15 protein-coding genes are annotated in these 13,398 nt (G+C 61.9%); 11 read left to right on the top strand and 4 right to left on the bottom strand.

What is annotated here, in order from left to right; genetic code table 11:
- The first annotated feature begins 314 nt into the window (after positions 1-314).
- On the top strand, positions 315-2,057 hold the full coding sequence (locus FFM53_RS17015; RefSeq protein WP_138390530.1) for a chemotaxis protein: 1,743 nt from the start codon (positions 315-317) through the stop codon (positions 2,055-2,057).
- A 15-nt stretch (positions 2,058-2,072) separates the two neighbouring features.
- Here FFM53_RS17015 and FFM53_RS17010 read toward each other — a convergent pair whose 3' ends face one another.
- Together FFM53_RS17010 and FFM53_RS17005 are read right to left on the bottom strand one after the other, a co-directional pair.
- Entirely contained in the window at positions 2,073-3,155 is a 1,083-nt protein-coding gene (locus tag FFM53_RS17010; RefSeq protein WP_138333393.1) for a tetratricopeptide repeat protein, read from the bottom strand.
- A 10-nt stretch (positions 3,156-3,165) separates the two neighbouring features.
- Positions 3,166-3,819: a thiamine phosphate synthase gene (locus FFM53_RS17005; RefSeq protein ID WP_017989377.1), complete on the bottom strand. Its 654-nt coding sequence runs from the start codon at positions 3,817-3,819 to the stop codon at positions 3,166-3,168.
- Positions 3,820-3,926: 107 nt separating this feature from the next.
- Between FFM53_RS17005 and FFM53_RS17000 the strand changes: the two genes are divergently transcribed.
- Together FFM53_RS17000 and FFM53_RS16995 are read left to right on the top strand one after the other, a co-directional pair.
- On the top strand, positions 3,927-4,691 hold the full coding sequence (locus FFM53_RS17000; protein ID WP_138390531.1) for a sulfite exporter TauE/SafE family protein: 765 nt from the start codon (positions 3,927-3,929) through the stop codon (positions 4,689-4,691).
- A 95-nt stretch (positions 4,692-4,786) separates the two neighbouring features.
- Entirely contained in the window at positions 4,787-5,047 is a 261-nt protein-coding gene (locus tag FFM53_RS16995) for an ArsR/SmtB family transcription factor (protein ID WP_003542830.1), read from the top strand.
- A gap of 206 nt (positions 5,048-5,253) precedes the next feature.
- Here FFM53_RS16995 and FFM53_RS16990 read toward each other — a convergent pair whose 3' ends face one another.
- Positions 5,254-5,427: a YdcH family protein gene (locus FFM53_RS16990; protein ID WP_003542831.1), complete on the bottom strand. Its 174-nt coding sequence runs from the start codon at positions 5,425-5,427 to the stop codon at positions 5,254-5,256.
- A gap of 228 nt (positions 5,428-5,655) precedes the next feature.
- On the opposite strand from FFM53_RS16990, the gene FFM53_RS16985 reads away from it, so the two are divergent.
- The 6 genes from FFM53_RS16985 (at position 5,656) to FFM53_RS16960 (ending at position 9,652) form a co-directional block, all read left to right on the top strand.
- Positions 5,656-5,859: a YdcH family protein gene (locus FFM53_RS16985; protein ID WP_003542832.1), complete on the top strand. Its 204-nt coding sequence runs from the start codon at positions 5,656-5,658 to the stop codon at positions 5,857-5,859.
- Positions 5,860-5,877: 18 nt separating this feature from the next.
- Positions 5,878-6,372, top strand: a complete 495-nt coding sequence (gene purE, locus FFM53_RS16980) for a 5-(carboxyamino)imidazole ribonucleotide mutase (RefSeq protein ID WP_011653459.1) — start codon at positions 5,878-5,880, stop codon at positions 6,370-6,372.
- Positions 6,369-7,445, top strand: a complete 1,077-nt coding sequence (locus FFM53_RS16975) for a 5-(carboxyamino)imidazole ribonucleotide synthase (protein WP_003542834.1) — start codon at positions 6,369-6,371, stop codon at positions 7,443-7,445. The genes purE and FFM53_RS16975 overlap by 4 nt, the downstream gene beginning before the upstream one ends.
- A gap of 164 nt (positions 7,446-7,609) precedes the next feature.
- A complete protein-coding gene (gene ykgO, locus FFM53_RS16970; RefSeq protein WP_003542835.1) occupies positions 7,610-7,735 on the top strand; it encodes a type B 50S ribosomal protein L36 in 126 nt (41 codons plus the stop codon).
- 112 nt (positions 7,736-7,847) lie between these two features.
- A complete protein-coding gene (locus FFM53_RS16965) occupies positions 7,848-8,483 on the top strand; it encodes a tetratricopeptide repeat protein (RefSeq protein WP_062941522.1) in 636 nt (211 codons plus the stop codon).
- Positions 8,484-8,596: 113 nt separating this feature from the next.
- Positions 8,597-9,652, top strand: a complete 1,056-nt coding sequence (locus FFM53_RS16960; protein WP_138390532.1) for an alpha/beta fold hydrolase — start codon at positions 8,597-8,599, stop codon at positions 9,650-9,652.
- 45 nt (positions 9,653-9,697) lie between these two features.
- Here the strand turns inward: FFM53_RS16960 and FFM53_RS16955 are convergent, their stop codons facing one another.
- Positions 9,698-10,414: an SDR family oxidoreductase gene (locus FFM53_RS16955; RefSeq protein ID WP_138390533.1), complete on the bottom strand. Its 717-nt coding sequence runs from the start codon at positions 10,412-10,414 to the stop codon at positions 9,698-9,700.
- A 116-nt stretch (positions 10,415-10,530) separates the two neighbouring features.
- Between FFM53_RS16955 and FFM53_RS16950 the strand changes: the two genes are divergently transcribed.
- Positions 10,531-11,388, top strand: coding sequence for a helix-turn-helix transcriptional regulator (locus FFM53_RS16950; RefSeq protein ID WP_138390534.1), 858 nt, complete (start codon positions 10,531-10,533; stop codon positions 11,386-11,388).
- A gap of 137 nt (positions 11,389-11,525) precedes the next feature.
- Positions 11,526-13,262 carry a gamma-glutamyltransferase gene (gene ggt, locus FFM53_RS16945; RefSeq protein WP_138390535.1) on the top strand — a complete coding sequence of 579 codons (1,737 nt, stop codon included), beginning with the start codon at positions 11,526-11,528 and terminating at the stop codon, positions 13,260-13,262.
- Positions 13,263-13,398 lie beyond the last annotated feature (136 nt).

The following is a 13,398-nucleotide window of genomic DNA, read 5'->3' as shown; positions in this document are numbered from 1 at the left end:
TGATGACCCTAAAAGGACTCTCACGACAGCGTTAATGCAGAGTAAACAGCGGTTGTAGGAAACTGCCGTATAGCGCGTTCCGCGACTCCCAATTCTCATCCGGGATAAGTTGTATTTTTTTCTCAAAATTTAGAAATAAATAAAGTAAAAACAGTATGTTGAATTACGCCACGCGACAGTGACACTTTCCCCGGGACCCATCGACATCTTTCGTTAATCACAACGCTGGCGAGTCCCGCCGCGTTTACCGGACGTTTCCATCCTGCCCGTAAAAATAGAGTCGAATTGCCTGTATTTTAAGAAAAGGTATAAAAGTGGCACACGCTCTGGTATCGTCGAACGCTGTAGCCTACACGTCGGGGCGGGACATCAGCCAGACCCTGGAATCTGCTCGTAGCCAGGTCGAGGAACGTTTCCTCGAAGGCGGTACCGTGCTGCTCTCGGTGATGGATGTCCTCAACCGTCTGTTGAACTCGCTCGAGAGTGTCACCACGACGCTCGACAACAAGGAGGCGAGCGACACCAGCGCCGATCTCCGCGCCACGGTGGAGAGCCTGATGGCGCTGCCCGTCACCGAGGAAAACCGGCAGCAGGCGCTCGTCTCGCTGGCGCATACCGGCAGAGAGCTGCGCAAGCACGTCGCCGACATGCAGGAGACGATGCGTTATCTCAGAACCTTCGCGGTGACCGTGAAGATTACCGGTGCCGGCCTTGCCGAATTCGCCGGCTTCGCCCAGGAGATCCTGGAGCGCATCTATTCCGGCACCGATGAGGTCAATCGTTTCGCCACGCACCTCGACAGTCTCGACAAGGAGGTCAAGCTTGCCGCCTCCTTTGGCGCCGGCGTTTCCAAGGGCTATGCCGATACTGTTCCGGCCGTCGCCGGAGCCCTGCGCGATGATGCCTCCAAGATCGCCGGACACCGCAAGGATCTCGGCGTCATCGCCCGCGAGGTCGGCGCAATTGCCCGCGCCGTCCAGGGCAAGGTCGCCTCGACGCTGTCCGCCCTGCAGATCGGCGATATCACCCGCCAGCGCATCGAGCATGTGCAGGCCACCTTTTCGCTGCTTGAAAATTTCTTTGCCGGCGAGGATGGCGCCAGACTCGACGCCGACGCGCGCCAGCGCCTCCAGAACGTCATTCACCATCTGACAGCGGCGCAGATGAGCGACATGTGCGCAAATTTCCAGCGGGATTCCGAGAACGTCGTCAAGACGATCGCGAGTTTCGACCACGACATGCGGGAGATTCTCAAGCTGCGCGATCAGATGAGCGGTGAGAGTGGCGAGGCCGGCGGCAACTTCATGCGCGCGCTGGAATCCAGCGTTTCGGCCGCTCATGAAATCGTCAAGCAGGTCGATACGGCAAGCCGCCAGGCCGACCAGGTGAGCCAGTCGACGATCGGTACGGCGGCCAAGCTCTCCGAAGCGATCGGCAACATCCGCGCCGTCAAGACCGACATTCACTATATGGCGTTGAATACCAACCTGCGCTGTAGCCGGCTCGGCGAGGAAGGCAGGTCGATCAACGTCGTCACCGCCGAACTGCGCATCTTCGCCGGCAAGCTCGACGATTCCGCCGACGCCATCGTCAACGGCCTGCCGGCGCTCGAAGCTGCGGCCGGGCGCGTCGCCCCCGCCACCGATGCCGGAGCCGGCAATCTCGGAGAAAGCCTGACCTCGGCCGTCGGCAACATCCGCTCTGCAGCCAACGTGATGGAAAACGAGCTGAAGGTGCTCGCCGAGAACGGTCGCGAGGTCGCCACCAAGATCAGCCTGCTGATCGGCAAGCTCGATTTCCAACATAATCTGGGCGAAGTCCTTGCCGGCTGCGCCGATATGCTCGAAGGCGTCGCCGGCACCGATGTCGCCGATATCTCCGATCTCGCTGAGACGATCGCGCCGCTCGACCGCAAGATCTTCAAGCACTATACGATGGTCCAGGAGCGCAGCATTCATCGCGGCATCATTCCGGCGAGCGAGGACAGCACCTCCGCTCCCGCCGAAACCGCCAAAGCCGAAAACGACGAGGATCTTTTCGCCGACGCGCTTTTCTAAGTTGGGATACGGCCGCTATCGCCGCCGGAACTTGTTGGCGGCGTCGATCGCCGCCTTCTGCTGGGTGTCCTCGATGCCGAGATAGAAATCCTCGAGCGCCGGATCGGCGAGCCCGGCCCGGCGCGACAGCACGTACCACTTCGCCGCCTCGATCGGATTGGGCGCCGTGCCGATCGCGTTGATATAGAGATGGGCGAGCTTGTTCTGCGCGGCGACATTGCCGCCATTGGCGGCAAGTTTCAGCCATTCGAAGCCCTTGACGTAATCCTTCGGCCCGCCGACGCCGTTGACGAGCCAGATACCGAGATCGAGCTGGGCCGTATCGAAGCCGGCGCGCGCCGCGCGCACCATCCATTCGCGGGCAAGCTTCTTCTTTTCTTCCGGCAGGTCCTTCAGCGTCGCATAGATCTGCGCCACGGCATATTGCGAATCGGCAATGCCCTGCTCGGCCGATTTCTCGTAGAATGGCAGCGCCAGCCTCAGTCCCTTCTCGCCGGGATTGTCGGCGATGAGAAGCTGTGCCCAGTTGAATTCCGCCGAAGGATTGCCGGCCTCGGCCGCCTTGTGCATGTAGTCGTCGGCCTTGACCTTGTCACGCGGCACGCCCTCGCCTTCCATCAGGATCAGCGCATATTTGAACATTGCCGCCGCATCGCCGCCTTCGGCCGCCTTGCCGTACCAGAAGGCAGCGTTCTTCACGTCCTTCTTGACGCCGAGGCCCTGCGAGAGGATTTCGCCGATCAGCGTCTGCGCCGCCGGATCGCCGAGCTGGGCGCGCGGCAGCGCCTTGTCCATTGCCGTCAGGTAATAACCGCGCTGGAAGGCGCCGTAAGCCTCGTCGATCGGCCCCTTGTAATCCTTCTCCGGCGGCAGGTCCGGCAGCTTCGCGCCCATGCGGTCGAATACGCCGACGCCGTCGGAGGGTTGCACGCCCGGGCTGGAAGGCCGATCGGTGCGAAAGGTCGAAGCCGGCCCCGTGCCCGGCTGACTGATGACGCTGTCAGGCGCCTGCGCCAAGGCAATATTCGGCCCGGCCGCAAGGAAGGCGGCCATGCCGGCGAGGAGATATTTCAAATGACGGGCGGGCGGGATCGGCATGAGCGCGATTTCAATCCTCAAACCGTGGCGCTTTTTCGTCAAGCAACGCATTGATCTCGGCAACGACGGACGGCGCCCGGGCGGGCTCGCCGAAAACCGCCAGCCGCATCGCCACGAACTCCGCTCCGGTCTCGGCGACGGCGAGCGCCGAGGCCGGATCGGTGCCGCCCATGACGATGCAGGGGATCTCGATCATCGAGGCCCACCATTCGCCGAGCGCCAGGTTCTTCGGATGCGCCTCCGGCTTGATGTCGCCGTCGAGCTTGCCGAAGAAGATATAGTCCGGCCTGACTTCGCCGATCTCCAGCGCATGGTGCCGGTCGGCCGCGTTGCCGCCGCCGACGATCAGCTTCGGCGCATGTTTGTCGATCGCCTCCGAAAGGGCCTCCGCATTGCCGGAAAGGTGCAGGCCGTCGGCCTTCGCCCGACCTGCGACACGGCTGTCGCCTGCAATCAGCGCGGCGGCGCCAGCGCCCTGGATCAACGGCACCAGCTTTTCGGCATGTTTCTGGAAGGTGCCGTCGTCGAGCCCGTATTGCGGCACGATCACCGAAGCGACATCGCCGCCCTTGAGCGCGTCGGCGACGATCTTTGCCTGTTCATCGGCATCGGCGATATCGGCTACGATGAGCACAAGGCGGCAGCGGTTTTCCGGTTCGGTCATGGGGTCTTTCCGTTTCCTGCGAATTCCCCTTCGAAATGAGGGATCCGCACTCGTTTTGTGTGAGTAGTTCCGTTAGACGAGGCTTGCAAGAGGAGGACGTCGAAAGCATGCCGCAGGATTTGTTATTCTACTACGCCGCCGTGCCCGCCGTTCTGCTGGTGGGCCTCGCAAAGGGCGGCATGGGCGACGCTTTGTCGCTGATCGGCTTGCCCTTCCTCGCCCTTGTCGTCTCGCCGGTCGAGGCGGCGGCCATCCTGCTACCGATCCTGGTTTTCATGGACATGATCTCGCTCGTCATCTGGCGCAAGCATGGCGACTGGACGACGCTGAAGATCATGCTGCCCGGCGCCTTCACCGGCATTGCGCTGGGCTGGGCGACCTCGGCTCTGGTTCCGGGCAACTTGCTGCGCATCGTCATCGGCGCGGTGACCATCCTCTTCTGCCTGCGCTATTTCTGGAGCAATTTCGGCCCGGGCGCCGGCAAGGTGATCCCGCCGCGCAGCCAGCGGCCGGTAGCCGCCAGCCTCTGGGGAACATTTTCCGGTTATGGCAGCTTCGTCGCCCATGCCGGCGGTGCGCCCTTCCAGATCTATGCCCTGCCGCTCAAATTGCAGCCACGCGAATATACCGGCACCAGCGTGCGCTTCTTCGCGATCCTCAACGCTGTCAAGCTGATCCCCTATTTCGCGCTCGGCCAGCTCGGCACCCAGAACCTTGCGACCTCCGCAACGCTTCTGCCCTTTGCTCCGCTCGCCACCATTGCCGGCGCCTGGTGCGTGCGCCGCATGAGGCCACAGATCTTCTATCCCTTCATCTATACAATGGCGCTGATCGCCGCCTTCCTGATCGTGCGCGAGGGCCTTGGCTGGTAAGAGGCCTACAGCGCCGCTGCACTTCGCATTGCTGCAATTCGCTGCAATGCACAATTTCCTTGCTGGCGCGGCCGGTTTGACGTAGCGTTGCCGCCATGTCGAACACCGACCCTTTCTCTGCGATTGCCGATCCGAACCGGCGGTTTCTGCTGGAGGAATTGCGTCGCGCGCCACGGACGGTCAATGAGCTCGCCGAAGGCCTGCCGATCAGCCGTCCAGCTGTTTCACAGCACCTGAAGGCGCTTCTCGACAGCAATCTCGTTTCCGTGACCTCGGAAGGCACCAAACGCATCTACACGGTCAATAACCGCGGCTTCGACAAGCTCAATTTGTGGCTGGATCAGTTCTGGGCCTGATGCAAGTTCCCATAAGATCTGGGGATACGATGCGAATCATAAGAACGCGATGTGGGACGTGACAGACCCAAAAGCGCCAGCCACGATGCCGGATGCATCGGACTGGCGCAAATATGGTGTCAAATCACCGGTTCTTGCAAATTTTTGGCGGAATGGATGGATTTACCTTGTTGCGCAAGATGATCGCCCGGCGACCCTTGGGAAGATTAGTGGACGGATGACTTAAGACGCTGAATCTCGTCCTTGATGCGCAACTTGCGGCGCTTGCATTCGGCAAGCTCCGTATCCGAAATTGAGGGAGACGTTCTGAGCGCGTGCAACTCCTCCTCGAGAGCGACATGCTTTTTCTGGAGTGACTCAAGATGAGCTTGAACAGTCATATGACCCTTCCTTCCTCTTACCCTCCCCGGCCAACATCGTCGGGGATCAAGGTGTCAACGGGCGGGACTGTGACATATTTTTGAAGGCTTGTCGAAGGCCAAAAGATGAAGACTGGATGGCAATTTCATGATCAAGACTAACTAGCCGTTACCTGTATTTGATGATAGGAGCTTGCGGAAATCATCGCCAGATCGGACAAGGTCCAAGGACGATAACGGGGAATGCATATGGCCGATCAGGAACAGGCGGAAATCAGGCTCATAGTGGCGCGCCTGCGCCAGGAGCACGAAGATTTCGACGCCGCGATCAACGCCATGATCCAGACCGGATGCGACGCTCTGCGGATCCAGCGCATGAAAAAGAAGAAGCTCGTTATCAAGGACAGGCTCTCCAAGCTGGAAGATCAGATCATCCCTGACATCATCGCCTGAGAGGGAATAACAGCAACGATGACAGACAGACCACCCGTCGCCATCATCATGGGCAGCCAGTCCGACTGGGAGACCATGAAAAACGCCGCCGACACGCTGGAGGCGCTGGAAATTCCCTATGACGCGCGCATCATTTCGGCCCACCGCACAGTCGACCGGCTGGTCAATTTCGCCAAGGGCGCACGCGCGGAGGGCTTCAAGGTCATCATCGCCGGCGCCGGCGGCGCCGCCCACCTGCCGGGAATGACCGCCGCGATGACGCCGCTGCCGGTCTTCGGCGTGCCGGTCCAGTCGAAAGCCCTGTCCGGCCAGGACAGCCTCCTTTCCATCGTGCAGATGCCGGCCGGTATCCCTGTCGGTACGCTCGCCATCGGCAAGGCCGGCGCAGTCAACGCTGCCCTTCTCGCCGCCGCCGTGCTAGCCCTTTCCGACGAAGAAATCGCCGACCGGCTCGACGAATGGCGCGAGCGCCAGAGTGCTGCCGTCGCCGAATACCCGATGGACGATCTATGACGGCACGAACGATCGGCATTATCGGCGGCGGCCAGCTCGGCCGCATGCTGGCCATTGCCGCCGCCAGGTTGAATTTTCGCACGGTCATCCTCGAGCCGCAGGCGGACTGCCCGGCCGCCCAGCTCGCCAACCGGCAGATTACCGCCGCCTATGACGATCCCTCGGCACTGGCCGAACTCGCCGATATCTGCGACGTCGTCACCTACGAATTCGAGAACGTGCCCGTCGCAGCCGCCGAAACGCTGTCGGCGAGCGTGTCTGTCTATCCGCCGCCGAAGGCGCTGGAAGCCGCCCAGGACCGCCTCGTCGAAAAACGCTTTCTCAATGGCTGCGGCATATCAACTGCCCGCTTCCATGCGATCGACAGCCAGGCCGATCTCGAGGCGGCACTGAAGGATTTCGGCGGCCAGGGCGTGCTGAAGACCCGCCGTCTCGGTTATGACGGCAAGGGCCAGAAGGTTTTCCGCTCGGCCGCAGACAGCCCGGATGGCGCCTATGCAGCACTTGGCGGCGTGCCGCTCATCCTCGAAAGCTTCGTTGCCTTCGAGCGCGAGGTCTCGATCATCGCCGCCCGCGCCACCGACGGTACGGTCGTCTGCTTCGATCCCGCCGAGAATGTCCACCGCAACGGCATCCTCCACACCTCGACGGTTCCCGCTGCGATCTCTGCGCCGGCGGCGGACGCTGCGCGCCAATCGGCCGAGAAAATCCTTGCCGCGTTGAACTATGTCGGCGTCATCGGCATCGAATTCTTCGTGCTTGCCGATGGCGGCCTGGTCGCCAACGAGATGGCACCACGTGTCCACAACTCCGGTCACTGGACGGAAGCCGCCTGCGTCGTCAGCCAGTTCGAGCAGCATATCCGCGCCGTTGCCGGCCTGCCGCTCGGCAATGCCGAGCGCCATTCCGACTGCGTCATGCAGAACCTGATCGGCGACGATATCCTTGCCGTTCCCGACTGGCTGCGGCGCCCCGATACGCTGGTTCATCTCTATGGCAAGACCGAGTGGCGCCCCGGCCGCAAGATGGGCCATGTCACCACCTTGACGCCGAAATCGCCGGTTTTGGCCTGAGAAAACACCCCTGTGCCTTGGGAAAAACACCTTCGTGTGGTTGACACGGAAAAGGTGACGGGGTATCTGCTCCCCCACCTAAACAGCGCGCCCGATGGCGCGCTTTTGATTGTTAAAGATACGGGCGAATGTGAATTCCCCCATAGAGATCGCGGATCAGAAAAATGAAGATCAAGAATTCGCTCAAGTCGCTCAAGGCTCGTCACCGTGACAACCGTCTGGTTCGCCGCAAGGGCCGCATGTACATCATCAACAAGCTGAACCCGCGCTTCAAGGCTCGTCAGGGCTGATTTCGCGCGTCCGGATCGCCCTGCCGCGTGAGCTTGCGCCGGCAGATATATCCGGTGGGTCGCTGCGGTGATCACGTCAAATTTGTTTGATCTTCGGCGCTGGCGGGCTAATATGCCCGCCATGCGCTTTTTTGCTTTGACATCAGCGGCGCTGCCGCTCGCCCTCATTTTCCTCACCTCCTCCTTTCCGGCCGCCGCCGCGGAACAGCCGGCGGCCGCCGCGAAAAAGGACGTCATCGTCGAGCAGGCGGATGCCCACAATGCGCCGAAGCAGCACCTCGACCAGCTCTTCAGCCAGCTGAAGCGTGAACGCGATCCCGAAAAGGCCAGCGGCATCGCCAATGAAATCCGCATGGAATGGAACGATTCCGGCAGTGCCACCGTCAATCTGCTGATGCAGTGGGCCGACAAGGCGATCGAGGAGAAGCGCAATCCCGCGGCTCTCGATTTCCTCGATGAGGCGATCGCGCTGAAGCCCGATTATGCCGAAAGCTGGAACCGCCGCGCCACGCTGAATTTCGTCATGGGAAACTATCGCAAGTCGATGTCCGATATCGAACGTGTGCTCGATCTCGAGCCGCGCCATTTCGGCGCGCTCTCCGGCATGGCGGCAATCCTCAGCAATTCCGGCAACGACCAACTGACCTTGAAGGCGTGGGAGCGTTTTCTCGATATCTATCCCGCCGAACGCACCGCGCAGGAACAGGCCAACACGCTTGCGGAAAAACTTGCCGGCAACCGCACCTGATTTCCGGGCGGCGACCTTGACGTCGGATCACGCTGCACAATTTTAGAATAGAGAGGGAACGATGTGGCGGTTGTCCCCCGCAGGACGTCCCGCAATTATCGCTCGTTGAGATCATGCTTGCAGAAGTTTCCGCTCTTCTCGCCCCGCTCGCCGCCGCCATCGGTTACTCCACTTATAAGGCGCGGCAATTCGAACACGCCTATCCGAATATCGGCGAACTGACGGATGTCGGCGGCTACCGCATGAATGCCGTCCACGTCGAGCGTCCCGAAAATGCGGATCTGCCGGCGCTGGTCTTCATTCACGGCGCCAGCGGCAATCTGCTCGACCAGGTCGTTGCCTTCCGCGCTGCACTCGAAGGCCGGGCGGAAATGCTGTTCGTCGATCGCCCCGGTCATGGCTATTCCGAACGCGGCGGCCTTGAGAACGCCGTCCCCTCCGGCCAGGCAGATGCAATCGCCAGGCTGATGGAGAAGCGTGGCATCGGGAAGGCGATCATCGTCGGCCATTCCTTCGGCGGCGCTATCACCGCCGCCTTCGGCCTGCGCCATCCTGACAAGACCGCCGGCCTGCTCTTCCTCGCGCCCGCCACCCATCCATGGCCGGGCGGCATCGACTGGTACTATCACGTGGCAACCGTACCGATCGTCGGCTGGCTCTTCAACCACGCGATCGTCGTGCCGCTCGGGCTCAGCCGGCTGGAGCGCGGCACGCTGAATGTCTTCCGCCCCAATCCTCGCCCGGCCGATTACATCGAAAAAACCGGTCCGTCGCTGGTGCTACGCCCCAGCGCCTTCCACAACAATGCCGCCGATTTCAAAAGACTGCTCGCCTATGTGAAGGAGCAGTCGCTGCTCTATTCGCAGATCACCGCGCCGACCATCATCATAACGGGCGACCGCGACGAGATCGTCTGGGAACACCTGCATTCACGCGGCCTTGCCCGCGATATATCAGGCTCCGAGCTCATTACCGTCAGCGGCGTCGGCCACAAGCCGGATTACCTCGCAACCGATGTCGCCATCGCCGCCATGGAGAAGATATCAGGCAAGCCGCGCGACCTGCAGGCAATCGCCCGCAAGGCCGAAGAAAGGCTTGCCGCCACCTCACGCGATCGGACGGTCGCAACCGTGCCGTCGTTGAGGCCAGGCGCCCTGCCCGGCGTATGACCTCTCCGGCTTGGATTTCCGGTCGGCGACAGCCTGAAGCCTACCTCACGCGCTGAGACGCACACCCCCGTCACAGGTGATGACGTGGCCGCTCATGAAACCGTTTCCGATCAGGAAGGCGATCGCCTCCGCAATATCCTCCGGCCTGCCGACACGGCCGACCGGCGTGCGGCCGGCGAAATCCGCAAAGACGCCGCCGCGCTGCTCGGGCGGCAGGAAATTCCACCACGGCGTATCGACGACCCCGGGAGAAACGCCGTTGACGCGCAGCGGCTTCAGCTCGGCGGCAAGCACCGGCACCATCGCCTCGATGCCGGCATTGACGGCCGCAAGCCCAGCCGTTCCGGGCATCGCAGCCTGCGCGCTGACCGCCGAGACGAAGGTGATGCTGCCGCCTGGCTGCAGCAGCGGCAACGCCGCCTGCGCCGCTGCGGCATGAGGAATGAGCTTGGTCTGGAACCCGGCAAGCAGATCCGCCATGTCGAGCGTCGCGAAGGGTCCGGCGCCATGACCGCTGCCCATCGCCAGCACGAGATGGCCGAACGCGCCGATCCCGGCGAAGGCCTCTCCGAGGCTTGAAAGCTCCGCCGCATCGAGCACCAGGCTGCGCGGATCACCATCGAGCGAAGCCTTCGCCGCCGCGAGCTTTTCGCCGTCGCGGCCTGCAATAGTGACCGTATATCCCTGTTTCAAAAGTAATTTCGCCGTGGCAAGGCCGATGCCGGAAGAACCGCCGATGACGACCACATGCTGCAAAGACATGATGCTGCTCCTTGAATTGAACGATCCGCAGGCGCTTCGACCACCTGCGACACCTCAATCATGCGCGGCCTGAAAACGGCAAACAGTTCCAGTTTTATCCTGGTATCGATACTGATATGATCGGCGCCATGGACCAGAGATCCGACACATTCGAAGCACGCCGCCGCGAATTTGCGGCCTTCCTGCGCTCTCGCCGCGAGCGGCTGGCACCCTCCGATGTCGGCCTGCCCGAGGGTTTTCGTCGGCGCACGCCGGGTCTGAGGCGCGAGGAGCTTGCCATGCTCGCCGGCGTCGGCACCACCTGGTACACATGGCTGGAACAGGGCCGCGACATCAGGCCCTCCGCGCAGGTGCTCAACGCCCTTGCCGATGCGCTGCGCCTCGACGAGGCAGAGCGCCGGCATCTCTTCACTCTCAACAATCGCCAGGTGCCGGAGACAGTGTCGGCGGCACCGGAATGCGTCGACGAGCCGCTGCAACGCATGCTCGCCAACCTGACCCACCAGCCGGCCTATGTGCTCGGCCGCCGATGGGATGTGCTCGCCTGGAACCGCGCCGCCGACATGCTATTCGGCGGCTATGACACGCTCGACCGCGACGAACGCAACATCATGCATCGTCTCTTCGCCGACCCGGCGCATCGCCGGCTGCTCGTCGATTGGGAATCGGTTGCCCGCGTCTCGCTGGCGATGTTCCGCGCCGACAGCGCGCGTTATGCCTGCGATCCGGATTTCGATCGGCTGATCGCGCTGCTGAAGCAAGCAAGCCCTGAATTTCGTGATTGGTGGCAGCGCCATGAGGTCGTCAACCCGCTATCCGGCATCAAGCGCATCAACCATCCCGTCAAGGGCCGCATGTCATTCGAACATACCGGCCTGACACTGACCAGTCGGCCGGAGATGAAGCTCATCGTCTATACGCCCCTCGATGACGACGACACCAACCGGAAACTCGCCGAACTGCTGACGCTCTAGATTTTGTTTTTACGTAAGTCGTCGCCGCAAACTCGCGACATACTTTGCGCGACATGTTTTAAAGCCAACCCCTTGCATTGCCTCGGGCTGTCGCAGCCCCATATGTTTTTCCATCATTGTCCATAGGAGGGGAAATCATGGGCCGCCTGCATATCGGGACGATCTCCGTCATATCAGCATTGTCGCTGAGCCTGACCTCGGCTTTTGCCGCCTCGCCTGCGCCCGTCGAAGCCGAGCACGGCATGGTCGTCACCGCCCAGCATCTGGCGACTGATGTCGGCGTCGAGGTGCTGAAAAGCGGAGGCAACGCCGTCGATGCGGCGGTCGCCGTCGGTTATGCGCTGGCAGTCGTCTATCCCGCGGCCGGCAATCTCGGCGGCGGCGGCTTCATGACCATCCGCCTGAAGGACGGCACGAAGACTTTCCTCGATTTTCGCGAACGCGCACCGCTTGCCGCAATGAAGACCATGTATCTGGATGCCAAGGGCGATATCGTGCCGCGCGCCAGCCTCGACGGTTATCTTGCCGTCGGCGTGCCGGGCTCCGTCATGGGCTTCGAGACCGCGCGCGAGAAATACGGCACCAAACCGCGCGAAGAATTGATCGCACCGGCGCTCCGCTTCGCCAAGGAAGGTTTCACGCTGGAACAGGGCGACGCCGCAAGTTTCGCCGGCAACGCCAAGCGCCTCGCCAAGGATGAAGCCACGGCAAAGATCTTCCTGAAACCTGATGGTAAACCCTATGCATCCGGCGAAAAACTCCAGCAACCGGACCTTGCCGCCGTCCTGGCAGGCATTTCCGAAAAAGGCCCCGACGCCTTCTACAAGGCCGCGCCCGCCGAGGCGATCGTCAAGGCGAGCCAGGCCAATGGCGGCATCCTCGCCAAGGAGGATTTCGAGCAATATGCCGTGCGCGAGCTGAAGCCGATCGAGTGCAACTATCGCGGCTACGACATCATCTCCTCGCCGCCGCCGTCTTCCGGCGGCGTCATCATCTGCGAGATCCTCAACGTTCTGGAAGGCTACCCGCTCTCCTATCTGGGCTATAACTCGGCCGAAACCGTGCACATCATGGTCGAGGCGATGCGCTATGCCTATGTCGACCGCAATGCTGCGCTCGGCGATCCCGATTTCGTCGAGAACCCGGTCACAACGCTGCTCGACAAGAAGTATGCTTTGGAGATCGCCGCCAAGATCGACCCTTACAAGGCCGGCACCTCGGCGAACCTGAAACCGCTCGGCGGCAAGGAAAGCACCGAGACCACGCATTATTCGATCATCGACGACGAGGGCAATGCGGTCGCCGTCACCTATACGCTGAATGGCTCCTTCGGTGCCGCCGTTGTAGCGCCCGGCACCGGTGTGCTGCTGAACAACGAAATGGACGATTTCACCTCCAAGCCCGGCGTGCCGAACCTCTACGGACTGGTGCAGGGCGAGGCCAATGCCATCGCCCCGAAGAAGACGCCGCTCTCCTCGATGAGCCCGACGATCGTCACCCGGGACGGCAAACCCTTTATGGTGATCGGCAGCCCCGGCGGCTCGCGCATCATTACCATCACGCTGGAAGCGATCCTCAATGTCGTCGATTTCGGCATGGATATCAGCCAGGCGGTCAACGCCCCGCGTCTCCACCACCAATGGCAGCCCGACAAGGTCTTTCTCGAACCCTATGCGCTCTCGCCGGATACGGAAAAGACACTCGCCGCCATGGGCTACAGCTTCGATGGCGGCAATGACGCGCCGCAATGGGGCCAGGCCGCCGGCATCCTCGTCGGCGGTAAAAGCCTTGCTGCCATCGAAAAGGGTGGCGGTGCCCGCTACAACGGCGCCATGGACAGCCGCGCGGCAGAAGGGTCGGCAAGCGGCTACTGACGTTTCGGGGATCGCCTGATCAAACAGTCGGCGGAAGCGCAACGCGGCTCGAGAAGCAGCGGTGGCACCATTCATGTCACCGTGACAAAGTCGCCGTTCACAATTGACTTGCCGCGCCCTATGCATGGGCGAACCC

Origin of the sequence: Rhizobium indicum (assembly GCF_005862305.2) — a bacterium.
GTDB lineage: Bacteria > Pseudomonadota > Alphaproteobacteria > Rhizobiales > Rhizobiaceae > Rhizobium > Rhizobium indicum.
This window is presented reverse-complemented; position numbering and strand designations above follow the sequence as displayed.

Bases quoted from the DNA above. Each gene is read 5' to 3' on its own strand.
- FFM53_RS17010 (WP_138333393.1), bottom strand. From the start codon at position 3,155: ATGCCGATCCCGCCCGCCCGTCATTTGAAATATCTCCTCGCCGGCATG.
- FFM53_RS17005 (WP_017989377.1), bottom strand. From the start codon at position 3,819: ATGACCGAACCGGAAAACCGCTGCCGCCTTGTGCTCATCGTAGCCGAT.
- FFM53_RS17000 (WP_138390531.1), top strand. From the start codon at position 3,927: ATGCCGCAGGATTTGTTATTCTACTACGCCGCCGTGCCCGCCGTTCTG.
- FFM53_RS16995 (WP_003542830.1), top strand. From the start codon at position 4,787: ATGTCGAACACCGACCCTTTCTCTGCGATTGCCGATCCGAACCGGCGG.
- FFM53_RS16990 (WP_003542831.1), bottom strand. From the start codon at position 5,427: ATGACTGTTCAAGCTCATCTTGAGTCACTCCAGAAAAAGCATGTCGCT.
- FFM53_RS16985 (WP_003542832.1), top strand. From the start codon at position 5,656: ATGGCCGATCAGGAACAGGCGGAAATCAGGCTCATAGTGGCGCGCCTG.
- purE (WP_011653459.1), top strand. From the start codon at position 5,878: ATGACAGACAGACCACCCGTCGCCATCATCATGGGCAGCCAGTCCGAC.
- FFM53_RS16975 (WP_003542834.1), top strand. From the start codon at position 6,369: ATGACGGCACGAACGATCGGCATTATCGGCGGCGGCCAGCTCGGCCGC.
- ykgO (WP_003542835.1), top strand. From the start codon at position 7,610: ATGAAGATCAAGAATTCGCTCAAGTCGCTCAAGGCTCGTCACCGTGAC.
- FFM53_RS16965 (WP_062941522.1), top strand. From the start codon at position 7,848: ATGCCCGCCATGCGCTTTTTTGCTTTGACATCAGCGGCGCTGCCGCTC.
- FFM53_RS16960 (WP_138390532.1), top strand. From the start codon at position 8,597: ATGCTTGCAGAAGTTTCCGCTCTTCTCGCCCCGCTCGCCGCCGCCATC.
- FFM53_RS16955 (WP_138390533.1), bottom strand. From the start codon at position 10,414: ATGTCTTTGCAGCATGTGGTCGTCATCGGCGGTTCTTCCGGCATCGGC.
- FFM53_RS16950 (WP_138390534.1), top strand. From the start codon at position 10,531: ATGATCGGCGCCATGGACCAGAGATCCGACACATTCGAAGCACGCCGC.
- ggt (WP_138390535.1), top strand. From the start codon at position 11,526: ATGGGCCGCCTGCATATCGGGACGATCTCCGTCATATCAGCATTGTCG.